Annotated in this window: 16 protein-coding genes; 5 read left to right on the top strand and 11 right to left on the bottom strand. The window is 69.6% G+C overall.

Annotated features, from left to right (window positions below; all coding sequences use genetic code 11):
• Window positions 1-100 precede the first annotated feature (100 nt).
• The 7 genes from gatB to mnmA all read right to left on the bottom strand — a co-directional run bounded on the left by gatB (window position 101) and on the right by mnmA (window position 10,348).
• Complete coding sequence (gene gatB, locus PKE84_RS16940; RefSeq protein WP_271178426.1) at window positions 101-1,606, bottom strand: Asp-tRNA(Asn)/Glu-tRNA(Gln) amidotransferase subunit GatB; 1,506 nt, start codon at window positions 1,604-1,606, stop codon at window positions 101-103.
• Window positions 1,606-3,153 (bottom strand): Asp-tRNA(Asn)/Glu-tRNA(Gln) amidotransferase subunit GatA, encoded by a 1,548-nt coding sequence (gene gatA, locus PKE84_RS16935; RefSeq protein WP_271178425.1) that lies wholly within the window; start codon window positions 3,151-3,153, stop codon window positions 1,606-1,608. Before gatA ends, gatB begins: the two co-directional genes overlap by 1 nt.
• A gap of 9 nt (window positions 3,154-3,162) precedes the next feature.
• Entirely contained in the window at window positions 3,163-3,459 is a 297-nt protein-coding gene (gene gatC, locus PKE84_RS16930; protein WP_271178424.1) for an Asp-tRNA(Asn)/Glu-tRNA(Gln) amidotransferase subunit GatC, read from the bottom strand.
• Window positions 3,460-3,499: 40 nt separating this feature from the next.
• Window positions 3,500-5,263, bottom strand: coding sequence for an alkaline phosphatase family protein (locus PKE84_RS16925; RefSeq protein WP_271178423.1), 1,764 nt, complete (start codon window positions 5,261-5,263; stop codon window positions 3,500-3,502).
• Between the two features lie 36 nt (window positions 5,264-5,299).
• Window positions 5,300-6,676, bottom strand: coding sequence for an alpha/beta hydrolase (locus PKE84_RS16920; protein ID WP_271178422.1), 1,377 nt, complete (start codon window positions 6,674-6,676; stop codon window positions 5,300-5,302).
• Window positions 6,677-6,887: 211 nt separating this feature from the next.
• Window positions 6,888-9,182: an NAD-dependent DNA ligase LigA gene (gene ligA, locus PKE84_RS16915; RefSeq protein ID WP_271178421.1), complete on the bottom strand. Its 2,295-nt coding sequence runs from the start codon at window positions 9,180-9,182 to the stop codon at window positions 6,888-6,890.
• A gap of 47 nt (window positions 9,183-9,229) precedes the next feature.
• Window positions 9,230-10,348, bottom strand: coding sequence for a tRNA 2-thiouridine(34) synthase MnmA (mnmA, locus tag PKE84_RS16910; RefSeq protein ID WP_271178420.1), 1,119 nt, complete (start codon window positions 10,346-10,348; stop codon window positions 9,230-9,232).
• 202 nt (window positions 10,349-10,550) lie between these two features.
• Here mnmA and PKE84_RS16905 point away from each other — a divergent pair, with 202 nt between their 5' ends.
• Window positions 10,551-12,056, top strand: coding sequence for an HNH endonuclease signature motif containing protein (locus tag PKE84_RS16905; protein WP_271178419.1), 1,506 nt, complete (start codon window positions 10,551-10,553; stop codon window positions 12,054-12,056).
• A gap of 47 nt (window positions 12,057-12,103) precedes the next feature.
• Here the strand turns inward: PKE84_RS16905 and PKE84_RS16900 are convergent, their stop codons facing one another.
• Window positions 12,104-13,318, bottom strand: coding sequence for a cysteine desulfurase family protein (locus PKE84_RS16900; RefSeq protein ID WP_271178418.1), 1,215 nt, complete (start codon window positions 13,316-13,318; stop codon window positions 12,104-12,106).
• 50 nt (window positions 13,319-13,368) lie between these two features.
• Here PKE84_RS16900 and glgX point away from each other — a divergent pair, with 50 nt between their 5' ends.
• Window positions 13,369-15,612 (top strand): glycogen debranching protein GlgX, encoded by a 2,244-nt coding sequence (gene glgX / locus PKE84_RS16895; protein WP_271178417.1) that lies wholly within the window; start codon window positions 13,369-13,371, stop codon window positions 15,610-15,612.
• On the top strand, window positions 15,612-16,103 hold the full coding sequence (ybaK, locus tag PKE84_RS16890; protein WP_271178416.1) for a Cys-tRNA(Pro) deacylase: 492 nt from the start codon (window positions 15,612-15,614) through the stop codon (window positions 16,101-16,103). Before glgX ends, ybaK begins: the two co-directional genes overlap by 1 nt.
• 10 nt (window positions 16,104-16,113) lie before the next feature.
• On the opposite strand, the gene PKE84_RS16885 is transcribed toward ybaK, so the two are convergent.
• Window positions 16,114-17,097: a S66 peptidase family protein gene (locus tag PKE84_RS16885; RefSeq protein ID WP_271178415.1), complete on the bottom strand. Its 984-nt coding sequence runs from the start codon at window positions 17,095-17,097 to the stop codon at window positions 16,114-16,116.
• Window positions 17,098-19,671 (bottom strand): alpha-glucan family phosphorylase, encoded by a 2,574-nt coding sequence (glgP, locus tag PKE84_RS16880; RefSeq protein ID WP_271178414.1) that lies wholly within the window; start codon window positions 19,669-19,671, stop codon window positions 17,098-17,100.
• A gap of 56 nt (window positions 19,672-19,727) precedes the next feature.
• On the opposite strand from glgP, the gene PKE84_RS16875 reads away from it, so the two are divergent.
• Both PKE84_RS16875 and glgB read left to right on the top strand, forming a co-directional pair.
• Window positions 19,728-21,782: an alpha-1,4-glucan--maltose-1-phosphate maltosyltransferase gene (locus PKE84_RS16875; protein WP_373877160.1), complete on the top strand. Its 2,055-nt coding sequence runs from the start codon at window positions 19,728-19,730 to the stop codon at window positions 21,780-21,782.
• The gene (glgB, locus tag PKE84_RS16870) at window positions 21,782-23,992 is read left to right on the top strand and encodes a 1,4-alpha-glucan branching protein GlgB (protein WP_271178413.1); all 2,211 of its coding nucleotides are present in this window, start codon (window positions 21,782-21,784) and stop codon (window positions 23,990-23,992) included. Before PKE84_RS16875 ends, glgB begins: the two co-directional genes overlap by 1 nt.
• Here the strand turns inward: glgB and PKE84_RS16865 are convergent.
• The gene (locus PKE84_RS16865) at window positions 23,973-24,761 is read right to left on the bottom strand and encodes an SDR family oxidoreductase (RefSeq protein ID WP_271178412.1); all 789 of its coding nucleotides are present in this window, start codon (window positions 24,759-24,761) and stop codon (window positions 23,973-23,975) included. The genes glgB and PKE84_RS16865 overlap by 20 nt on opposite strands.
• Window positions 24,762-24,778 lie beyond the last annotated feature (17 nt).

Raw genomic sequence — 24,778 nt, 5'->3', positions numbered from 1 at the left:
AATCTGCATGACGGGCGGCGCGAACGCCAGCCGATCCCGACACCTTCACAGGTGCCCGCGGACCGGCCGGCGTCCGGCTCTCCCGAACGACTTCGCGAACCTACTCGGCGCTGCCGGCGCGCTCGAGCACGAGCTCGCGCACGCGAGCGGCGTCGGCCTGGCCGCGCATGGCCTTCATGACCGCGCCGATGACCGCGCCGGCTGCCTGCACCTTGCCGTCGCGGATCTTGGCCAGCACATCCGGCTGCGCCTGCAGAGCCTCGTCGATGGCGGCGATCAGCGCGCCGTCGTCGGAGACTACCGCGAGACCGCGAGCGTCCACGACCTCCTGCGGCGAGCCCTCGCCCGCGATGACGCCCTCGAGCACCTGGCGCGCGAGCCGGTCGGTCAGCGTGCCGGCGTCGACGAGCTTCGCAACCTCGGCGACGTGGGCCGGTGAGACCAGCGAGCCGGCCGGTACGCCCTGGGCGTTCGCGAGACGGGCGATCTCGCCGGTCCACCACTTGCGTGCTGCTGCTGGGGTGGCCCCGGCAGCGATCGTGGCCTCGACCTCGTCGAGCAGGTCGGCGTTCGCGACATCCTGGAACTCGAGGGCGGTGAAGCCCCAGTCGGCCGTGAGCCGCTTGCGCCGCAGCGCCGGCTGCTCGGGCAGCGTGCCGCGGAGCTCCTCGACCCACTCGCGGGCGGGTGCGACGGGGACGAGGTCGGGCTCCGGGAAGTACCGGTAGTCGTCCGCGTCGCTCTTGGGGCGTCCGGCGCTGGTCGTGCCGGTGTCCTCGTGCCAGTGGCGGGTCTCCTGGATGATCACGCCGCCGGCCGCCAGGATGGCAGCCTGGCGCTGGATCTCGTAGCGCACGGCGCGCTCGACCGAGCGCAAGGAGTTGACGTTCTTCGTCTCGGTGCGCGTCCCCAGCGTCGACGACCCGCGCGGACGCAGCGACACGTTCGCGTCGCAGCGCACGTTGCCCTCTTCCATCCGGGCGTTGGAGACTCCGAGGCCCTTCACGATGTCGCGGATCGCGCGCACGTAGGTGCGGCCGATCTCCGGCGCGTCGGACTCGGCGCCCTCGATCATCTTGGTGACGATCTCGACGAGCGGGACGCCACCGCGGTTGTAGTCCACGAGCGAGTAGTCGGCGCCCTGGATGCGACCGGTCGCGCCGCCGACGTGCGTGAGCTTGCCGGCGTCCTCCTCCATGTGCGCGCGCTCGATCTCCACGGTGATCTCGCGGCCGGACTCGAGCTCGATCGTGACCCGGCCGTCGAACGCGATGGGCTCGTCGTACTGCGATGTCTGGAAGTTCTTCGCGGTGTCCGGGTAGAAGTAGTTCTTACGGGCGAAGCGGCTCGACTCTGCGATCTGGCACTCGAGGGCGAGCCCCAGCCGGATGCTCGACTCGATCGCCTTCTCGTTCACCTGCGGCAGACCGCCGGGGAGGCCGAGGCAGGTCGGGCAGGTGTTCGTGTTGGCTCCGGAGCCGAACTCGTTCGCGCAGCCGCAGAACATCTTCGTCTTCGTGTTGAGTTCGACGTGCACCTCGAAGCCGAGCACCGGCTCGAAGAGCTCGAGCGCCTTGTCGTAGTCCATCAGTTCCGCTTTGGCCATCAGACGGCTCCCTCTTCGCTCGCGAACATCTCGGTGGCGCTCAGGTCGGGTGCCTGACTGAGCATGCTGCCACCCCACTTCTGCTCGAGCAGCTGCTCGAGCGCGGCGCCGATCGTGTACAGCCGCGCGTCGGCGCGCGCCGGCGCCATCAGCTGCAGCCCGACGGGCAGGCCGTCCTCCGGCGCCAGACCGATCGGCAGCCCCATCCCGGGAACGCCGGCGAGGTTGGCGGGGATCGTGGTGATGTCGTTCAGGTACATCGCCATCGGGTCGGCGAGCTTCTCGCCGAATTTGAAGGCCGTCGTGGGCGCGCTCGGGCTGACCAGCACATCCACCTTCTCGAACGCCGACGCGAAGTCACGCTGGATGAGCGTGCGCACCTTCTGCGCGCTGCCGTAGTAGGCGTCGTAGTAGCCGGCGCTCAGGGCGTAGGTGCCCAGGATGATGCGGCGCTTCACCTCGGGTCCGAAACCGGCGTCCCTGGTCGCGGACATGACGCGCTCGACCGTGACGGGCGGGTCGCTCGGGTCGACGCGCAGCCCGAACCGCACCGAGTCGAAGCGCGCCAGGTTGCTGGACGCCTCGGCGGGCAGGATCAGGTAGTACGCGGCGACCGCGTACTCGAAGCTGGGGGCGCTGACCTCGACGATCTCGGCGCCGGCGCTCTCGAGCAGCGCGAGCGACTCCTCGAAGCGCTGCGTGACGCCGGCCTGGAAGCCCTCGCCCGAGAGCTCGCGGATCACACCGACGCGCACGCCCTTCAGGGCGCCGTCGGCGAGTCCCGCGCGTGCGGCATCGGCCATCGACGGCCAGGTGTCGGTGAGCGAGGTCGAGTCGAACGGGTCGTGACCGCCGATGACGTCGTGCAGCAGCCCGGCGTCGAGCACGGAGCGCGAGACGGGGCCGACCTGGTCGAGCGAGCTGGCCAGCGCGATCGCGCCGTAGCGGCTGACGCCGCCGTAGGTCGGCTTCACGCCGACGGAACCCGTCACGGCGGCGGGCTGGCGGATCGAGCCGCCGGTGTCCGAACCGAGTGCGAGCGGCGCCTCGAACGCGGCGACGGCCGCGGCCGATCCTCCGCCGGAGCCGCCGGGGATGCGCTCGAGGTCCCACGGGTTGCGCGTGGGCCCGTACGCAGAGTGCTCCGTGGACGATCCCATGGCGAACTCGTCCATGTTGGTCTTGCCGAGCGGCACGAGACCCGCCTCGCGGAGCTTGCGCACCACGGTGGCGTCGTACGGCGGCAGCCAGCCCTCGAGGATCTTGGAGCCCGAGGTCGACGGCATGTCGTTCGTGGCGAGCACGTCTTTGATCGCGATCGGCACGCCGGCCAGGGGTGCGAGCTGCTCGCCGGCGGCGCGGCGCTGATCGATCCCGGCCGCGGTCGCCAGGGCCTTCTCGCCCGCGACGTGGAGGAATGCGTGGACATCCTCGTCGACGGACTCGATGCGGTCGAGGTGGGCGCGGGTGGCGTCGACCGAGGAGACCGCGCGCGAAGCGAGGAGGCCGGCGAGATCGGCGGCGGAGAGCCGTGTCAGGTCAGTCATGTCGGGCCCCTACTCTTCGTCCAGGATGGGGGCGACCTTGAACTTGTCGCCGAGTCGGTCGGGGGCGCCGGAGAGCGCCTGCTCCACCGTGAGCGACGGCACCACCGTGTCCGGCCGGAACACGTTGGTGAGCGGCAGGGGGTGGCTGGTGGCGGGAACGTCGGGACCGGCGACCTCGGTCACCTTGGCGACCGCCTCGACGATCTGGCCGAGCTCGCTCGTCAGACTCTCGATCTCTTCGGTGCTGAGGTCGATCCGGGCGAGACTCGCCAGGTGCGCGACCTGCTCTGCACTAATTTCGGACATGCGTCTCCGTGCTGTGCGTTTGAGGGTGGATGGTTCAATTCTATTCAGTCGTTCCGAACAGGCCGACCCCCAGGCGCTGCACCTGGTCGTAGGCCTCTCGATACGTGCGCGGCACCGGCTCCCCCGGCTTTCCGTATCGTGCGGTGAGCAGCCCGACCAGCCCGACGCCGGGCGGGCTGAGCGGGCGGTCCTCGTCTCCGGGTCGCGGCGACTCCGCCTCCGGATTCGTCGGCAGGTACTGCGGGTAGGTGTCCGGCCAGGACGCCGGCTGGCGGGGCGTCGAGCGATTGACCGCGTTCTCGATGGTGCGCGCACCCTTGTCGCGCTCGGTCAGCGGCTGCAGACCGTGCTTGCGGGTCAGGGTGCTGATGACCGCGCCGTGATGCATCTGCTCGTGGATGATCGTGTTGCGGGCGGTGTAGGCGGAGATGGCGATGGCGGGCACCCGCACCCCGAGCCGGTCGAAGGCGAAGCCGTCCTCACCCGGTCCGCTGTCGTCGGGCGCGACCGCCGGACCGGGAGCCACGTGGTCGTATGTGCCGCCGTGCTCGTCGAACGTCACCAGCAGCATCGTGTTCATCGCGTTCGAGCCCTTCTGGCTCGCCGACGACCGGATGGCCGAGTACACCCGGTGCAGCAGCAGATCCCCGGCGCGCACATCCGAGATCGCGCCGCCCGCGATGACCTCGCCGTCGAGGTCCTCGACGGTCATCGGGCCGCCCGGTGGGTGCATGTCGTTGTGGTCGTAGAGAAGCCGGGGTTCCACGAAGGCGTAGTCGGGCAGCGCGCCCTTCTCCACGTCCTCGTAGAACTGGGTCATCGTGCGGAAGTTGCTGTGCCAGTAGGGCTCGAGAGCCGGCGCGTGGATGAAGCCGGTCAGCGAGATGATCTGGCGGTCGTCGAAGTAGACGCGCCAGCTCAGCCCGGCGTCCTCCAGCCTGTTGAAGATCGTCGGGGCGTCGTTCTTGGGGTCGAACCACTTGCGCAGGCCCTCGGCGCCGCCGTTGTTCACGTAACCGTGCGAGGTGGACGCGTTGAAGAACGACCGGTTGCAGAACGTCTGCGACGGCACGGCGCAATGCCAGTCGTCGTACACCGCGAACGACCGCGCGAGCGTCGAGAACACCGGCAGCATCGCGGGCGTGAACGAACCCATGATGCGCCGGTAGTCGTCGAGCCGTGGTTCCTGGTCGGGGCGGTCACGCCGCAGCACGTCGATGTAGTCGCGGACGAAGCCGTTGTTGCGCGGCTCGGCCCCGGCCGGCGGCGCGTTGTACGGAGGCTTCAGCTCGTCGAGCCGCACATCCGCGTTGCTCGGCGGATCGACGACGTCGTACAACTGCGTGTTGACATGGGCGTACACCTCGCCCGGATCCGGCGAGGGCTGCCGCATCACGAAGTCCGTGGTGCCTTCGTACGCGTGCACCCGGATGTCCTCGCCTCCGGCCGGGTCCGGGTTGCGGTAGTCGCCGAACGCGAGGCCGTCGAAGTGCTGGCCGGCGGGGAGGTTCCCCCGGTCGTAGAGGTAGCCGAGCAGGTTGTCGAACGAGCGGTTCTCGTACATGAGCACGACCAGGTGGTCGAAACCGGGCGATGGGCGCGGCGGCAGCGCCGGGTACTCCGTATCGGTGTCGGCCCCGCTGGATTCAGTGTTCTGCGAGGCGACCGTCGCACCGATCACACCGCCGGCGACCCCGCCGACGGCAGCGCCGGCGGCAGCGAATCCGGCGCGCTTGAGGAACTCACGGCGCGAGGCGTCGCGCTGTCGACTCCCTTCGGGAGTGGGCTGGTCGTCCCCCGTCATCGCATCCCATTATGCTCCGGGCATCCTGCTGCCCGGCTAGTGACCGGATGCGTTCTGCACCGCCGGGGTGCCCGAGGGTGCGCTGCCCATCACGAGCCGCCCGAGGTCGATCCCGATCAGCGCGAGATTGCGCATGCATTCGGTGCCGGCGGTGAAGTACTCGTTGTGACCGGATGATCCGGCGAGCGTCTCGCCCGTCACGGGGTCGGCTCCCCCGTCGACGCCCATCCGCTGCGCCCCGTACGAAGCCGAGCCGGGGTCGCTGCCGAAGAACGCGCTGTGGACGATCGGGTCCAGATCGGCCTGACCGACGAACACGTTGCCGTCGCGCACGCTCAGCGCCTTCACCGACTGGGCGTCGCTGCCGGGCGAGCCCATCAGCGCGAGCGCGTCGACGGTCACGGTGTGCCGTTGGAGGGCAAGCAACGCGGCGGTCGATCCGTACGAGTGCGCCAAGACGCTGAGGTAGGGCGGCGACGCACGTCGCATGGTCTGGATGCCCTCGAGAGTGCGCTCCAGGCTGTCGGCGCCCTGCGTCGCCAGCGTGAGGCCGCCGATGTTCATGAGCACGGGCGTCTGATAGCCGATCCAGGCCACGGTCGCGACTCCGGGTGTCCCCTGTCCTCCGCGCGGTCCGAGCACCCGGCGCAGCCACGACACCTGCTCGTCGTAGAGGTTCTGCGCCGTCTTCGCCCAGTCGACGACCTGCTCGCCGACCGACATGTACATGCCGGGCACCAAGACGCTGACGTAGTGCGCGGTGGCCAGATCGCCGATCACGATCGAGGCACGAGCGTCGTCGGAGGTGTCGAGGGCGACAAGAGTGCGTTTGACGCCGTCCTTCGCCTTCATGGCCTTCGCGACGTTGCCGAGCGTGGTGAGTTTGCGCTGCAGCTCGATGCGCACCGCCTTGCCGTTCTCCGTGGTGAGCCGCTTCGTCGTGTCGGCGATGGTCCTCGTGAGGTCGAGCGTGTTCGCCTGACCCCGCACCGCGTACGGGATGCCCTCGAGGTTCCCGATCACATGCGGCGCGCTGTGCAGCAGAGTGGACTGCTTCACGGGGTCGAGCAGTCGCCACACGCCGCTGACGTCTGTCGCCTGGGGCGGGTTCGCCAGCAGGCGGCCGAGGTCGCTGCGGTGCGCATCGATGAACGCGGGCAGGTCCGCCGCGCTCAGCCGGCTCAGCGCTCCGAGGATCGAGCCGGCGGCGACGGTCGCGGGTCCGCTCCCCGTCGGGGCGTCTCCGACCACCGTGTGCGAGGCGACTGCGACGCTGTGCGGGGCGTCTGCGACGCTGTGCGAGACCTCAGCGACGGCGGGCGACATCTGCGCGACCGACGAGTAGGCGGCCTGAGGCGGGATGTCTGCGGGCATGACAGGGGCCCCGATCAGCCCTGCGACGACCGAGGTCATGGTGACGATAGCTGCAAAGCCGACCAGCACTCCGTCCGGGTCCCTCCGAGAGCGACGAGCTAAGCCCTTGCAGTGCGCCCCGGGCGAGCGCACTCTCCGATGCTATCGGTACGCCCCTGCGCAAAGGCTGCTCGTTCTACCCCCTGTTGTGGAGTAGACAAGCCGGTCGGAGGGACATTCCGGTCTTGAGTGACATGGTGGAGCGGCCGGTTTAGACCGCGTCGTCCTCGTCCTGCCCGCCGGCGTCGTCGTCCTGCTGCCGAACGGCATCCGGGCCGCCCTCGAGCAGGAGCCGGAAACCGTCGGCGTCGAGGATGCGCAGACCAAGAGCCTCGGCCTTCGCCAGCTTCGACCCGGCGCCCGGACCGGCTGCCACGAAGTCGGTGTTCTTGGAGACGCTCGACGCCGCCTTGCCGCCGGCCGCGATGATCGCCTCCTGAGCGCCCTCCCTGGTGAAGCCTTCCAGTGATCCGGTGGCGACGATCGTGAGCCCCGCGAGCACGCCCCCGGCCTCAGCCGCTGCCCCCGGCCCGGGATGTCCTGGCGTCGAGAACTGCACCCCGTCGCGTTCCCAGCGCTCCACGATCTCGCGGTGCCAGGGGACCTCGAACCAGGCCAGCACGGCGTCGGCGATGATCCCGCCGACCCCGTCGACCGCGGCCAGGTCGTCGCGGGTCGCGCCACGGATGGCGTCGAGCGAACCGAAATGAGTGGCCAGCGCACGCGCGGCCACCGGGCCGACATGCCGGATGTTCAACGCCACCAGGATGCGCCAGAGCGGCTTCACGCGGGCAGCGGACAGGTTGGCCAGCAGCTCGATCGCGTTCTTGGAGGGCACGAAGTCGGCGTCGCCCGCGAATTCGGCGGCCTCGGGCTCGTACGCGCCATCCTTCTTCTGGCGCCGCCGGCGGAACGGAGTGTCGGTCTTCTCGGCGCCGCTCTCGGTCAGCTTGGCCAGCCCGGTCTCCGAGTCGCGCACGACGACCTGGACGGGGAACAGCTCGGCCATGGTGAGCCCGAACAGTCCGGCCTCGGTCGGCAGCGGCGGCTCCGACGGGTACAAAGGTCTCGTCAGCGCGGCGGCCGCCACCTCGCCCAGCGCTTCGATGTCGAGGGCACCGCGCGAGCCGATGTGCTCGACCCGGCCCTGCACCTGCGCCGGGCAGAACTCGGAGTTCGGGCAGCGCAGATCGATGTCGCCCTCCTTCGCCGGCGCGAGCCGGGTTCCGCAGACCGGGCAGTTCTCCGGCATCACGAACTCGCGCTCGCTGCCGTCACGCAGTTCGACGACCGGACCGAGCACCTCGGGGATGACATCACCGGCCTTGCGGAGCACCACCGTGTCGCCGATCAGCACGCCCTTCGCCTTCACGACCTCCTGATTGTGCAGCGTCGCCTGACGCACCTCGGAGCCGGCGACCCGCACCTTCTCCATCACGGCGAACGGCGTCGCGCGTCCCGTGCGGCCGATGCTCACGACGATGTCGAGCAGCTTCGTGTTCACCTGCTCGGGCGGGTACTTGTAGGCGATGGCCCAGCGGGGCGCCCTGCTCGTGGCGCCGAGTTCGTCGTGCAGCGCGAGCTCGTCGACCTTGATCACGATGCCGTCGATCTCGTGCTCGACGCTGTCGCGGTGCTCGCCGTAGTACTCGATGAACTCCGACGCCTTCGCCGCGCTGTCGACCACCCGGTAGTGGGTCGACGTCGGCAGCCCCCACTCCTTCAGCAGTTCGTAGGTCTTCGACTGGCTGTCGACGGGCGGGTTCGCCCAGGCGCCGATCCCGTGCACCAGCATGTGGAGACGCCCGAGCCGAGCCCGCATCAACGCGAGCTGAGCGGCGTTCTTGCCCTCCGCCTTCTGCCGCAGCGAGCCGCTGGCGGCGTTGCGGGCGTTCGCGAAGACCTTCTCGCCCATGTCGAGCTGGGCGGCGTTCAGCGCCTCGAACTCCGCCACCGGGAAGAAGACCTCTCCCCGCACCTCGACGAGCGGCGGATGCCCGGAACCGGCCAGCCGCTTCGGGATCGCCGGGATGAACCGGATGTTCTCGGTGACGTCTTCGCCGACGACGCCGTCGCCGCGGGTCGCCGCCGAGACGAGCATCCCGTTCTGGTAGCGCAGATTGATGGCGAGTCCGTCGATCTTGAGTTCGCACAGGTAGTCGACCGTGCGACCGGAGTCGCGCTCGACCTTGGCCGCCCACGCCTCGAACTCGGCGATGGAGAACACGTTGTCGAGGCTCAGCATGCGCTCTGCGTGCTCGACCGGTGCGAAGAGCGTCGTCTGGGCACGGCCGCCGACCGTCTGCGTCGGGCTGTCCTGGCTCTGCAGCTCGGGGAACAGCCGCTCCAGTTCCTCGAGCCGGTGCATCATGCCGTCGTATTCCTGGTCGCTCACCAGGACGGTGTCGCGTTCGTAGTACGCGTCACGCAACTCGAGGATGCGCGTGGTCAGCTGTTCGGCTTCGGCCTTGGCCGCACCGAGATCGTCGTTACCGTCATTCGCCACCCGACCAGCATAGGGAAGACGTGCGACACCGGCGGGGGTGCCGTGGGTCAGCCGACCGGTACGGCCGAGACGGTGCGATCGATCGTCGTCTGGCCGAGGACCCGCGTTCCGACGTAGACGACGGCCGTCTGGCCTGGCGCGACCCCGTTCAGCGGTTCGTCGGGAGTGATGACCAGCTCGGGCGTGCCGTCGGCGTTCGGTCGCACGACCGCAGTGGCGGGAACCGGATCGGCGTGCGCGCGGATCTGCACGTCGCACGCGAACTCCTCATCGGCGTGCTCGGGAGCGAGCCCGGCCCACGTGAACCGCGATCCGGCGATCTCGGCGATGTCGAGTGCCTCTTTTGGGCCGACCACCACCGTGTTCTCCTTCGGACGGACCTCGAGCACGAAGCGCGGCTTGCCGTCGTCGGACGGGTAGCCGATGTTCAGGCCCTTGCGCTGCCCGACGGTGAAAGCGTGCGCCCCCTCGTGGCTGCCCAGCCGGTTGCCCTCGCGGTCGAGGATGTCGCCCGTCTCTGCGCCGACCCGCTCGGCGAGCCAGCCGCGGGTGTCGCCATCCGGGATGAAGCAGATGTCGTGGGAGTCGGGCTTGTTCGCGACGCTGAAGCCGCGCGCGGCGGCCTCGGCGCGCACCTCCGCCTTCGACGGCGTCGCGCCCAGCGGGAACATCGCGTGCGCCAGCTGATCGGAGGTGAGTACACCCAGCACGTAGGACTGGTCCTTCGCCCACGCGCTTGCGCGGTGCAGTTCACGGTTGCCGTCGGCATCCGTGAGGATCGTCGCGTAGTGGCCGGTGCAGACGGCGTCGAACCCGAGGTCGAGCGCCTTCTCCAGCAGCGCGGCGAACTTGATCTTCTCGTTGCAGCGCATGCACGGATTCGGGGTCCGACCCGCCGTGTACTCGGCGATGAAGTCGTCGACCACGTCGAGCTTGAATCGCTCGGAGAAGTCCCACACGTAGTACGGGATGTCGATGATGTTGGCGGCGCGCTGGGCGTCCATCGAGTCCTCGATCGTGCAGCAGCCACGGCTGCCGGTGCGCAACGTGCCCGGCATCCGGCTCAGCGCCAGGTGCACGCCGACCACGTCATGACCGGCGTCGACCGCTCTGGCCGCCGCCACGGCGGAATCGACACCACCACTCATCGCCGCTAAAACTCTCACCGCAGAATTCTACGACCTCGACGCCGAGTGCCCCCTGGACGCATCGATCGACCGCGTTGGGTGCGAGTGGGGGCCTTTGGCCTAGCGATGTGCCGACGTTCCTCCACAGGCTGCTGCGATCGCAAGTTATCCACCGTAAAATGGCTGGCCAGAAGCGATATTCAGCGGCGGGGATGTCGGTGGTCGCTGATTGACTTGTCGCATGACCACTACCCCAGCCGCAGCGTTGAGAGCGGCGCTCACCGGGCTGACCCGTCCGTCACCTCTCGAGCGGGACGAGTTGTTGGCGGCGGTGTCGGCCCTCGGCGCCGCTCAGGCGGTGCTCGACGCGATCAAGACACAGGTGGCGGGCGAACTCGTCTCACGCTCGACACAGCTGGGAGCGCAGAACCCGGTCGCCCGCGCCGGGCATTCGAGTGCCGCCAGCCTCCTGTCCGATCGTTGGCGGATCCCGATGCCGGCGGCTCGGCTGTACTGCCAGGTCGGCGAGGCGACCAGACCGGGCACGAGCATCTTCGGAGAGGCGCTGCCGCCCGAGTTCGCGGTGCTCGCCGCCGCGCTTGCCGCACCGCTCGCACCCGAGGGGCCGTCCGCGGGGGCGTCTGACGAGCTCTCCGACGGCCGCGGGGTCGGCGTGGACCAGGCCGCCGTGATCGTCCGCGAACTGCGCAAGGCCGCGCCCGGATGCACGATCGACGACCTTCAGGCAGCCGAGCGCGTGCTTGTCGAGCACGCCCCGAACCTCGGGATCATCGACCTGCGGTCTCTCGCCGCGCAGGTGCGCGACCGGCTCGACCAGGATGGCGTGCTCCCGCGCGAGGACCGGCAGCGCACGCGCCGCTCGCTGACGATCAGCACCGCCAGCGACGGCATGACGCACATCGACTGGTACCTCGAGCCGGAGTCCGCCGGGTACGTCGTCACGGCGATCGACAGTCTCGTCGGTCGCGTGCTCCGCGACAGTCGTGGCGTGCGCTTCGTCGATCCGGGCGAGGCTGACGAAGCGGGTGTGGCGGGCGCAGCGGGTGTGGCGGGCGCAGCGGGCGAACGCTCGCGCACCGGTGACGATGCCGACCTCCTGGACGACGGGTTCGGCGGGCTGCCGCAGACGCGCACCCTCGCACAGCTGCGTTCGGACGCCGCGACGGACGTGTTCCGTCACCTGGCCGCGTGCGCGACCGACACTGCAGCCGCCGACACGGCGATCGGCGGCCGACCGCCGGTGACCGTGATGGTGCGGATCGGTCTCGACGCGCTGCAGTCCGGGCGAGGGAGCGGCGAGATCGAGGGCGTGCGCTCCCCCGTGAGTGCCGGCACCGTGCGCCGGATGGCCGCCGACGCGAACATCATCCCTGTCGTCCTCGGAAACCACTCCGAGGTTCTGGATCTCGGCCGCTCCCGCCGCCTCTTCACCACTGCCCAGAAGCGGGCCCTGGCGGAACGGGACGGCGGCTGTGCCTGGACCGGATGCCCGCACCCGCCTTCGTACACCGAAGCCCACCACATCCGCTGGTGGAACGCACACGACGGAGCCACCGATCTCGACAACGGCATCCTGCTCTGCAGCACCCACCACCATCGCGTCCACGACGACGGCTGGGACATCGACGTGCGCGACCACGTTCCGTACTTCATTCCGCCGGATCACGTCGACCCCTACCGTCGGCCGCGCCGAGGCGGTCGCGTGCGCCTCAGCGACGTCGCATGATGATGTCTGTGCGCTCGGCCGGCATCAGCCGCGCCGCCGCGACGCGCTCAGCCGCCCAGGCGTGTGGCGCGCTCGGCCAGTCCGGCACGCGACGCCTGCGCGTACGCGGCCGGGAGCGCGGCGACCAGCGCGTCGATGTCGGCCTCCGTGGTGGTGCGTCCCAGCGTCACGCGCAGGGCACTGCGGGCATCCGGTTCGGCGCGCCCCATGGCCAGCAGCACGTGCGAGGGCTCCGGGATGCCCGCCTGGCACGCGGAGCCGGTCGACACGGAGATCCCGGCGAGATCGAGCAGGAACAGCAGCGAGTCGCCCTGGGCGCCGGGGAAGGTGAAGTGCGCGTTCGACGCGACGCGGAACGGATCGCCGGCGGGCAGCCCGCTGAGGCGCGCATCCGGCACGTTCGTGAGCACGCCCGCGATCAGGCGGTCGCGCAGGGCGGCGAGACGTGCGCCCTCCTCCACGAGCTCACGTTCCGCGGCACGAGCGGCGACGGCGAACGCGACGGCGGCGGCGACGTCCTGGGTGCCGCTGCGCACCTGGCGTTGCTGCCCTCCACCGTGCACCAGGGGCACGACGGTCGCCGAACGGCTCAGCACGAGCGCGCCGATGCCGACCGGTCCCCCGATCTTGTGCGCAGACACGCTCAGCGCACTCACTCCCCCGCGCTTGAGCGCGGTGAAGTCGATGGGCAGGTGCCCGTACGCCGCGACGGCGTCGACGTGCACCGGGATCCCATATTCGGCGGCGAGCGCCGCCAGCTCGGCGACGGGCTCGATCGTCCCGACCTCGTTGTTCACCCAGAGGAAGGTGAGAAGTGCGACACTCTCCGGATCCCGCTCCAGTGCCTCCCGCGCCGCATCGACCCTGATGCGTCCCGCCTCGTCCAGCGGCAGCCACTCGATCTCGGCGCCCTCGGCCGACTGCAGCCATTCGAGGGTGTCCATCGTCGCGTGGTGCTCACCACCGGGAGCCAGGATGCGCGGACTGGGACGGCCGCCGTCGATACTGTTGCGCGCCCAGAACAGTCCCTTCACCGCGAGGTTGATCGCCTCGGTGCCCCCGGAGGTGAAGACGACCTCGATCGGATCGGCGCCGAGGGTCGCGGCCACGGTCTCCCTGGCCTCCTCGAGCATCCGCTTGGCCTGTTGTCCCTGACTGTGGATCGACGAGGGGTTGCCGACGACCCCCATGGCCTCGGCATAGGCCGCGATGGCCTCCGAACGCATCGGCGTGGTCGCCGCATGATCCAGGTAGACCGGCACTTGCCCTCCTCGAAACTGAAAGCGCTTGCGTAGTCACTACTCTAGATCGCATGACCTCCGCCGATCCTCTGCGCAATCTGGGCGTTCGCGTCAACCAGCACGGCGGCGAGCTTCGCGTCTGGTCGGAGAACGCCGACGGCATGGAGCTGTGCATCTTCGACAGCAAAGACCCCAACTGGATGGTCAAGACCGTCGCGATGACGAAGGACGCGAACAATGTGTTCGTCGGCCGTTCGCGGAGCCTCACGGTCGGCACGCGGTACGCGATCCGGGTGTCGGGGCCGGCCAGCCCGACGAATGTGTTCAACCCGGAGACCCTGCTGCTCGACCCGTACGCGCGCGGGATGGTCCGCGTCGGTGCGAACGAGTGGCGCGGGGTGGTCGTCGCCGACGGCTTCGACTGGGGAGACGCCCGCAAGCCGCTCATCCCACTGGATCACACGGTGGTCTACGAAGCGCACGTGAAAGGCATCAGCCGGCTCAACCCCGATGTGCCGGAAGAGCTGCGCGGCACCTACGCCGGCCTCGCCCACGAGTCGACGATCGGCTACCTGAAAGACCTCGGCGTCACGTCGGTGGAGCTGCTGCCCGTTCAGGCGTTCGTCTCGGAGCAGCGGCTGCTGCAGCAGGGCCTCACGAACTACTGGGGCTACAACACGCTCAACTTCTTCGCGCCGCACGCACCGTACGCGTCGCGCTCGGCGCAGGCGGCGGGACCGGAGGCAGTGCTCGCGGAGTTCAAGGGCATGGTGAAGCTGCTGCACCTGGCCGGTATCGAAGTCATCCTCGACGTGGTCTACAACCACACCGCCGAGGAGGGCATCGGCGGCCCTCGCACCAGCTTCCGCGGCATCGACAACGCCAACTATTACCGGCAGGATGCCGAGGGCGCCTACATCGACGTGACCGGATGCGGCAACACGGTGAACTTCGGGCACGATGTTCCGGTGCGGCTCGTCCTCGACTCGCTGCGCTACTGGGCGAACGAGGTGCAGATCGACGGCTTCCGCTTCGACCTCGCCGCGACGCTCGGCCGTAACGCCGATGTCGAGTACACGCGCGATCATCCGCTGCTGCAGGGCATCCTGCACGATCCGCAATTGGCCGAGGCCAAGATCATCGCGGAACCCTGGGATGTGGGCATCGGCGGCTGGCAGACCGGCAACTTCCCCGACGGGTTCTCGGAGTGGAACGACCGCTACCGCGACCGGGTGCGCAACTTCTGGCTGGCCGACATCGCCGATGCCCGCCGCAACGGCCAGGCGCCGGTGGGCATCGGCGGGTTCGCCACCCGGCTGGCCGGCTCCTCGAACACCTTCTCCCCGGAGCGCGGACCGCTGGCGTCGCTCAACTTCGTGACGGCGCACGACGGCTTCACGATGGCCGACCTCACGGCCTACAACGAGAAGCACAACCTCGGCAACGGCGAGAACAACCGCGACGGCACCGACAACAACCGCTCGTTCAACCACGGGATGGAGGGCGCGACGACGGACGAGGCGATCCTCCTCGAACGGCACAAGGCCATCCGCAACCTGATGGGGACGCTGCTGCTGTCCGCCGGCGTGCCGATGCTGACCGCGGGCGACGAGTTCGGCCGCAGCCAGCGGGGCAACAACAACGCCTACTGCCAAGACAGCGAGCTGACCTGGATGAGCTGGCTGCGCACCCGCGAGGAGCGGGAGCTGTTCGCCACCACGAAGCGGCTGCTCGAGCTGCGGCGCACGAACCCGGCCCTCCGGCCGAGCAAGTACGCGGTGTTCGGCGAGACGACCAAGAACGCCAGCCACATGGACTGGTACGACGCCACCGGTGCGCTGATGGACGACGAGGACTGGAACTCGCCGGAGAACCGGACCCTGCAGTACCTCGCGGCGTCCACGCCCGACCAGGAGGAGTTCAACCGCATCCTGCTGATCGTCCACGGAGTCGAGGACGACGTCGAGGTGTCGCTGCCCGTCGCCCCGGGCGTCGAGAACTACCAGCTTCTCTGGGACAGCGCGACGGAACTGCCCATCGACGAGGATGCGACTCCCCTGACCCCAGGCACCCGGCGACTGGTGGGCGGCACCTCGATGCAGCTCTACCGGGCCAACGGACCGCGGGTCGAGCAGGCGCTGACCGCGGCTGCCCAGCATCCGACCGAACGCGAGTCGGACGACCGGCACGCCGGGGACCAGCAGGCAGCCGACCATCGTTTCGCCGACGCCGAGGCGACCGACCATCGCGCCGCTCTCCCGGAGGACGAGCAGGCGTCTGCGCAGCACAACGTCGACCACTCGAATCCGACCTGATGGCGAAGCAGAAGGCCCCGGCGGGAACGCCGGCGACCGTCGCGCTGACCGCTGCGGGCATCCCGTTCTCGGTTCACCCGTACGAGCATGACCCGGCCGCCCCGTCGTTCGGGCTCGAGGCGGCGGAGGCGCTGGGCGTCGAGCCCGACCGCGTGTTCAAGACGCTGCTCGCCGACACCGACCTCGGCCTCGTCGTCGGTGTGGTGCCGGTGACCGGGATGCTCGACCTCAAGGCGCTCGCGGCAGCCGCCGGGGCGAAGCGGGCAACGATGGCGGACCCGTCCGTCGCCGAGCGCCGCACCGGTTATGTCGTCGGCGGCATCAGCCCGATCGGCCAGAAGACGCAGCACCCGACCATCGTCGACGAGACGGCCCAGCTGTTCGACACCGTCTTTGTCTCCGGCGGCAAGCGCGGCCTCGACATCGAACTCGCGCCGGCGGACCTTCTCGCCGCGACCGAGGGCGCGTACGCCGCTATCGCGAAGCCGTGAACGCCTGCTCTCAGGCCAGCGTCTGCTCCAGCACCTGGGTGCCGCCGTCCAGCACCAGCCGGCCGACAGCACCGTTGACCACGGTCAGCTGGGGCCCGGCGTGCCCGATCTCGACATCGGCGATGATCGGTAGCCCGAGCATCCCGAGCGCGTCGACCACGGCCTCGCGCTGCGTCAGGGTCTTCGAGTCAGGCGCGCTGGTGCGTCCGACCAGCACTGCGACGGCCGTGTCGAAGAAGCCGGCCAGGCGCATCCCGTGCAGTTGGCGGCAGATCGAGTACGCCCCGTCCTCGCACGCCTCGACGTAGACGATCGTCGGACCGAGCGCCCGGATCGCCTCCCGCGATGCGAACGGCGTGCCGGCGACGTTGGCCAGCGTCTCGATGCAGCCGCCGATCATCCGGCCCGTCACCTCGACCGGCCCACTGCCGGAGCCGAGCCGCGACCATCCACCGGTGGGCGACGACTGGCGTACGACAGCGCCGGCACCAGCGCTGGCACTGACACCGGCATCAGCCGCCCCCGCAGGCAGCGACGCCACATCCAGCCAGGAACTCAGCCCCGCCGGCAGCGACTCCGTCACGTCCATCAGATTGCCGCCGTGCAGGCTCGCCGACCCGGTGAGGAGCGTGAGCGGGGTGAGCAGCGTCGAGGTGTCGGAGTAGCCCGCGTACCAGGTGGGCTCGGCGCCGGCCAGCGCGTCGAAGTCGAGGAGCGACAGCAGGTCGATGCCCGTCTCCCCGCCCCAGGGCGGCACGATGGCCCGGATGCGCGGATCGAGCATCATCCGCATGAATTCCGCCGCGCGCTCGGGCGCCGAAGCGCTGATGTGCCCGGCGCCGAGCAGGCACTCACCGAGCTCGACCTCGAACCCGCGCCCGCGGAGCACCGAAACGGCGGCCTCGAGCCGCCCCTCGAACGCCGTCTCGACGCCGCTGGAGGTGGCCGTGATGCCGATCGTGTCGCCGGGTACGAGCGGCCGCGGGTAGCGCACCTACGCCGCCACGGCGACCAGGCCGAGCTCGGCCGGGCTGATGAGCAGGTCGTTCTTGGGCACGACGCGAACGGTGTAGCCGAACGCCCCGGCCCAGGCGAGCTGAACGGTGCCGCGGTATTCGAAGGCGACCGAGGCGTCGTGGCTGCCCGGGGCGTTGCGGTCGACCTCGAGCGCGGCGTAGCGCACGTCGGTGAGCTCGTCGCCCTCGTGGCTGCGGCCGTAGACCACCTGCACCTCGACCTCGTCGGGGCTGAGGCCGTTGAGGTGCACCAGCGCTCGCAGGTGCAGCTCGTCGCCGACCTGCGGAACCGCGTCGACACCGCCGGACTCGACATGGGCGACGGAGACACCGGGCCACGCAGCCCGCACGCGCTGCTTCCACGCGGCGAGACTCCGGGCGGCCGCGAACCCGTCGCCCGTCAGGCGGCGCTCGAAGCCGCACGCCGGCACGTACAGCCGGTTGACGTACTCGCGCACCATCCTGCCCGCACTGAGCTCGGGTGAGAGCGTCGCGAGCGTGTGACGGATCTGCCCGACCCACGCCTCGGGGACGCCGTCGCCGTTGCGCTCGTAGAAGCGCGGCGCGATCTGGTTCTCGATGAGGTCGTAGAGCGCCTCGGCCTCGAGCGCGTCGCGCTCGGCGCCATCGCCCGCCGCGTCGGCGGACGGGATCGCCCAGCCGTTCTCGCCGTCGTAGTACTCGTTCCACCAGCCGTCGAGGATCGAGAGGTTGAGCGCACCGTTCAGCGCGGCCTTCATCCCGGACGTGCCGCACGCCTCCAGCGGACGCAAGGGGTTGTTGAGCCAGATGTCCGTTCCCGGGTACAGCAGCTGCGCCATGCCGATGTCGTAGTCGGGCAGGAAAACCATCCGGGTGCGGATCTCGGGCTCCGACGCGAACTGCACCAGCTTCTGGATGAGCCGCTTGCCCTCGTCATCGGCCGGATGCGACTTGCCGGCGATCACGATCTGCACGGGACGCTCGGGGTTGAGCAGGATCGAGCGCAGCCGCTCGGGGTTGTGCAGCATCAGCGTCAGCCGCTTGTAGGTCGGCACGCGCCGGGCGAAGCCGATGGTGAGCACCGACGGGTCGAGCAGGTCGTCCATCCACGCCGGAGCGATGCCCCCGGGGTTCTGGCTCTCCCACGCCGCTTTCAGGCGCCGGCGGGCGTCACCGACCAGCTGCTCCCGCATCCGGGTGCGCACCGACCAGAGATCATGGTCGTGCACGGCGCCGCTGTTCGCCCAGTCGGCCGTGGTGGTGTCATCGGTGCCCAGCCGCTCCTCGGCGAGCGCCCGCATCATCGGGTCCGTCCAGGTGGGGGCGTGGACGCCGTTGGTCACGGAGTCGATCGGGACCTCCGCCGGGTCGAATCCCGGATAGAGCCCGTTGAACATGTGGCGGCTCACGTCGCCGTGCAGCTTCGAGACGCCGTTGGCGTGCTGGCCGAGCCGCAGCCCCATGACGGCCATGTTGAACATGTCCGGCGATCCGCCGGGGTAGTTCTCCGAGCCGAGGGCGAGCACGTCCGCCACCGCGACGCCGGGCAGCAGGTCGGTGGAGAAGTACTGCTGCACGAGCGGGCCGTCGAACCGGTCGATGCCGGCCGGCACGGGGGTGTGCGTGGTGAACACGGTCCCGGCGCGCACGACCTGCAGGGCCTCGTCGAACGTGAGTCCCTCGCCGATCAGGTCGGAGATGCGCTCCAGGCCCTGGAAGCCCGCGTGGCCCTCATTGGTGTGGAAGACCTCGGGCTCGGGCGTGCCCGACAGGTCGGTCCAGGCCTTGAGGGCGCGCACACCGCCGATGCCGAGCAGGAGCTCCTGCAGCAGGCGGTGCTCACCCCCGCCGCCGTAGAGGCGGTCGGTGACGGATCGGAGGCGCTCTTCGTTCTCGGGGATATCCGTGTCGAGCAGCAGCAGGCGCACCCGCCCGACGGCGGCCTGCCAGACACGGGCGTGGAGCACCCCGTTCGGCAGGGCGAGCGTGATCTGGACCGGTGTGCCGTCGGCGTTACGCAGCACCGACAGGGGCAGCCCGTCGGGATCGAGCACCGGATAGCTCTCCAACTGCCAGCCGTCGGGCGTGATCGCCTGCGAGAAGTAGCCGGAGCGGTAGAACAGGCCGACGCCGACCAGCGGCACGCCGAGGTCGCTCGCCGCCTTCAGGTGATCCCCGGCGAGGATGCCGAGCCCACCCGAGTACTGCGGGAGCGCGGCGGCGATCCCGAACTCGGGCGAGAAGTACGCGATGGTGCGCGGAGCCGAGCCGTCGAGCGACTGATACCAGCGCGGCTCGCTCAGGTACACGTGCAGGTCGTCGCGGAGGTGGTTCGCCCAGTCGACATAGCCCTGATCGGAGGCCAGTTCGGCGAGCCGGGCCGGGTCCACCGCGCCGAGGAGCGCGATCGGATCGTGCCCGACCTGCTGCCACAGTTCCGGCGAGATCCTGGCGAACAGCTGTCTGGTCGGCTCGTGCCACGACCAGCGCAGATTGCCTGCGAGTTCTTCGAGCGCCCCGAGGTTCTCGGGGAGGACGGCACGGACGGTGAATCTACGGATGGCCTTCACGGAAGTCAGCCTACGGGGCCTCCTGTGCCGCGGGCTAATGCGTGTACGGTCGGGATGTGGCAAAGAGCGCAACGAGTACTGCAGCATCCGTCGAGCGGCCGGCCGAGGAGTCCGAGATCACGCCGCTCATCGGCCGGATACCCATCCTGAAGCTCTCACCGCAGGTGGACGAGGGCCTCTGGCCCGCCACCGCGTTCAGCGGTGAAGTGGTGCCGTTCCAGGCAACCGCGTTCCGCGAGGGACACGATTTGATCGGGGTCGATCTGCTCCTGCTCGACCCGTCGGGCGAGCAGACCGAGCACCGGATGCGTCCGGTCGCCCCGGGCACGGACCGCTGGGAGGCGCTGGTGCAGCTCGAGGCCGAGGGTCTCTGGCGCTACCGCATCCAGGCCTACGCCGATGAGTACGCGACCTGGAAGCACAACGCCGAGCTGAAGATCCCGGCCGGCGTCGATGTCGAGCTCATGTTCACCATCGGCCACGAGCTCCTGGTGCGCGCGTCGACCGACAAGCGGCGCAGTACAGCCGAGCGCCGGCACCTCTCGGAGAGCGCGAAGGTGGTCGGAGACACGAACCGCAGCACCGAGGAGCGAATCACCGCCGCGACGGACACCCGCATCGCGGCCATCCTCCAGGCACGCCCCGTGGTGAGCCTGCCCACCCTCTCCGCCACCCGCTCCGTGCTCGTCGAACGCACCCGCGCCGGCGTCGGCAGCTGGTACGAGTTCTTCCCCCGCTCCGAGGGTGCGAACAAGCTTCCCGACGGCTCCTGGAAGTCGGGGACCTTCCGCACCGCGGCCAAGCGCCTGCCCGAGGTCGCCGCCATGGGCTTCGACGTCGTCTACCTCCCTCCGATCCATCCGATCGGTCACGACTTCCGCAAAGGCCCGAACAACACGCTCGAGGCCGGCCCGAACGACCCGGGCTCCCCGTGGGCGATCGGCAGCGCCGAGGGCGGCCACGACGCGATCCACCCCGACCTCGGCACCGAGAAGGACTTCGTCTACTTCGTGGGCAAGGCCAAGCAGTCCGGTCTCGAGATCGCTCTCGACCTGGCGTTGCAGGCGGCACCGGACCACCCGTGGGTCACCGAGCATCCCGAGTGGTTCACGACCCTGCCCGACGGCTCGATCGCGTACGCGGAGAACCCTCCCAAGAAGTATCAGGACATCTACCCGATCAACTTCGACAACGATCCGATCGGCCTGCGCACCGAGGTGCTGCGCATCGTGCGGTACTGGATCTCGCTGGGGGTGCGGATCTTCCGCGTCGACAACCCGCACACCAAGCCGATCGCGTTCTGGGAGTGGCTCATCCACACTGTCAACGCCGAGTACCCGGATGTGGTGTTCCTCGCCGAGGCGTTCACCCGCCCCGCGATCCTGCACACGCTGGCCAAGGCCGGCTTCCAGCAGTCGTACACCTACTTCACCTGGCGCAACACGAAGGAGGAGCTCGAGGAGTTCCTCGACAGTCTCGCCCACGAGACCGCCGACTTCCTGAGGCCGAACCTGTTCGTGAACACGCCCGACATCCTCACGGAGTACCTGCAGTTCGGCGGACCGGCGGCCTTCAAGATCCGCGCGGCGATCGCCGCGACGGCTTCGCCGACCTGGGGCGTCTACTCGGGCTTCGAGCTCTTCGAGAACGTGGCCCGTGCCGGCGCCGAGGAGTACATCGACAACGAGAAGTACGAGTACCGTCCCCGCGACTACGCCAAGGCCCAGACGGCAGGCCGCTCGCTTGCGCCGTATCTGACGATGCTCAATCGCGCGCGCAGCGAGCACGCAGCGCTCCGCCAGTTGCGCAATCTGACCGTGCACGGGAGTGACGACGACTCGATCCTCGTCTACTCCAAGTACCTGGCCGGACAGTTCACGCGCAGCGGCAAGGCCGACGCGATCATCGTCGTGGCGAACGTCGATCCGCATTCCGTGCGCGAGACGATCGTGCACCTCGACGTCGCGGCATTCGGCGTAGAGCCGGGAACCTCGTTCGAAGTCAAAGACATCGTGACCGGAGCGAGGTGGACCTGGGGAGCGGACAACTACGTACGCCTCGACGCGTTCACCGAGCCCGTGCACATCCTGAGTGTGAAGGTGGGCCCCTGATGACCCCGATCCCCGAAGGCGCCGCTGCGGTCGACCTCCCCGCCCTCGACGACGCCCTGCTGTTCGCCGTCGCGACGGGCAGCTATCACGACCCGCACTCCGTGCTCGGCCAGCATGCGGTGAGCGCGCCCGGCGTCGCCGACCGGATCACCGTGATCCGCACGCTGCGTCCGCTGGCGAGCGCGGTCTCGGCGGTGCTGTCGACCGGCGCGCACATCGAACTCGCGCACCTCGCCCACGGCATCTGGCAGGGCATCGACATCATCGGCGCCGACGGCTACACCGTGGAGGCCCGCTACCCCGACGGCAGCGTCTGGACGGCAGAAGACCCGTATCGGTTCCCTCCGACCATCGGCGACCTCGACCTGCACCTGATCGGCGAGGGGCGCCACGAGCAGCTCTGGTCGGCCCTGGGGGCGCACGTGCGCGAGGTCGACGGCGTGCGCGGCACGGCGTTCACGGTCTGGGCTCCGCATGCCAGGGCCGTGCGGCTCGTGGGAGACCTCAACGACTGGGACGGCACCCAGCACGCGATGCGCAACATGGGCCCGACCGGCGTGTGGGAGCTCTTCGTCCCCGGCATCGGCGCCGGCTCGATCTACAAGTTCGACCTGCTCGGCCAGGACGGCCAATGGGTGCGGCGCGCCGACCCGATGGCGCGGGCCGCCGAGACCCCGCCGGCCACGGCATCCGTCGTCACCGAGAGCGGATACCACTGGGGCGATGGCGGCTGGATGGCCGACCGCGCGGCGCACGACGTGCACAACGGGCCGATGAGCGTCTACGAACTGCACCTCGGCAGCTGGCGGCCGGGCATCGGCTACCGCGAGGCCGCCGACCAGCTGATCGACTACGTCGGAGCCCTCGGCTACACGCACGTCGAGTTCCTGCCGCTGTCCGAGCATCCGTTCGGCGGCTCGTGGGGCTATCAGGTCACCGGCTACTACGCACCGACGAGCCGCTTCGGCTCCCCCGACGACCTGCGCTACCTGATCGACCGGCTGCACCAGGCGGGCATCGGCGTGATCATGGACTGGGTCCCCGGGCACTTCCCGAAAGACGAGTGGGCCCTCGCGCGCTTCGACGGACAGCCTCTCTACGAGCACGGCGACCCCCGCCGTGGCGAGCAGAAGGACTGGGGCACCCTCGTCTTCGACTTCGGCAATTCGCAGGTGCGCAACTTCCTCGTCGCCAACGCGCTGTACTGGCTCGAGGAGTTCCACGTGGACGGCCTCCGGGTCGACGCCGTCGCTTCGATGCTGTACCTCGACTACTCGCGCGAAGACGGCGAATGGCTGCCGAACATCCACGGAGGGCGCGAGAACCTCGAGGCGATCAGCTTCCTGCAGGAGGTCACCGCCACCTCGTACAAGCGCAATCCCGGCACCGTGATGATCGCCGAGGAGTCGACGAGCTGGGCCGGCGTCACGGCGCCCACCTCCAGCGGCGGGCTCGGCTTCGGCTTCAAATGGAACATGGGCTGGATGCACGACGCGCTCCAGTACATCCACGAGGACCCGATGTACCGCAGCTACCACCACAGCGAGATCACCTTCTCGTTCGTCTACGCGTTCAGCGAGAACTTCCTGCTGCCGATCAGCCACGACGAAGTCGTGCACGGCAAGGGCTCGCTGCTGGGCAAGATGCCGGGCGACCACTGGCAGCAGCTGGCGAACGTCCGTGCGTTCCTCGCCTTCATGTGGGCGCACCCGGGCAAGCAGTTGCTGTTCATGGGCCAGGAGTTCGGTCAGCCGTCGGAGTGGAGCGAGGAGCGCGGGCTCGACTGGTGGATCCTCGACCAGCCGGCGCACCGCGGCCTGTGGGACCTGGTCGCCCAGCTGAACGCCACCTACAAGGCCAATCCGGCCCTGTGGGCGCTCGACAACGATTCGTCCGGATTCGAGTGGATCGACGGCTCGGATGCCGCCGGCAACGTGGTCGCCTTCCTCCGCAAGGACAAGGACGGCAACCCGATCGCGGTTCTGCTGAACTTCTCCGGCAACCCGCACACGGACTACCGGGTGGGCCTGCCGTTCGCCGGCGAGTGGGAAGAGCTGCTCAACACCGACGCCGAGCTGTACGGCGGGTCGGGCGTCGGCAACTTCGGCGCGGTGACGGCCGTGGACGAGCCCTGGGCAGGTCGCCCCGCATCGGCCACCGTGACGCTGCCGCCGCTCGGCGCGCTGTGGCTCAAGCCACGGACGAACTGAGCCAGTCGCGGTAGGTGACGCCGTCGAGCGCGTCGGCGGGGACGAGGTTCTCGCCGGCGCGCCAGGTGGCGCCGAGCGGTCCGCCGACGCGGAGGCCGACGATGGCGCCGCGCCCTCCCGTCACCGACTTCCACTCCCCCGCGAGCTCGCGGGCCGTTCGGATCTCGGGGCCGCCGATGCTCCTGGTCGCGTTCGGAGCGCCGTGTCCTTCCGCCGCGTCGACGAGGACGCGCGCGACGTCGCCGACCGCGATGGGCTGGAAGCTGATCTTCGTCGGCGCCGGGATGACCCCGAGGCGGGAACCGCGTTCGAAGAATGCGGTGATGAAATCGTGGAACTGGGTCGCCCGCACGATGCGCGTCTCGATCGGCGACTCCTGGTAGTTGCGCTCCTGGGCGGCCTTCGCACGGTAGTACGGGTAGGCGGACCGGTCGACATTGACGATCGAGAGCAGTACCGCCTGCCGCACGCCGAACCGCGCAGCGGTGTGCAGCAGGTTCTGCGAGCCGGAGGCGAAGACGTGGCTCGCGGCGCGACCGCCGCCGTTCGATGCGTCGACGAGCACGTCGGCGCCCTCGAGGACCTCCTCGAGACCGTCGCCCGTCACGAGGTCGGCGAAACGGTAGTCGGCGCCGGGAACGTACGCGGGCGCGTCGTCATCGGGGACACGACGGCTCGCCACGACGACGTCGTGGCCTCGTTCGATGGCCTCAGCGGTGACAGCCCGGCCCGCGAGCCCGGTGCCACCCACGACGAGAACGCGCGGCATTGGCAGCCTCCCGGCGG

The organism is Leifsonia poae (genome assembly GCF_027921845.1).
GTDB lineage: Bacteria > Actinomycetota > Actinomycetes > Actinomycetales > Microbacteriaceae > Leifsonia > Leifsonia poae.
This window is presented reverse-complemented; position numbering and strand designations above follow the sequence as displayed.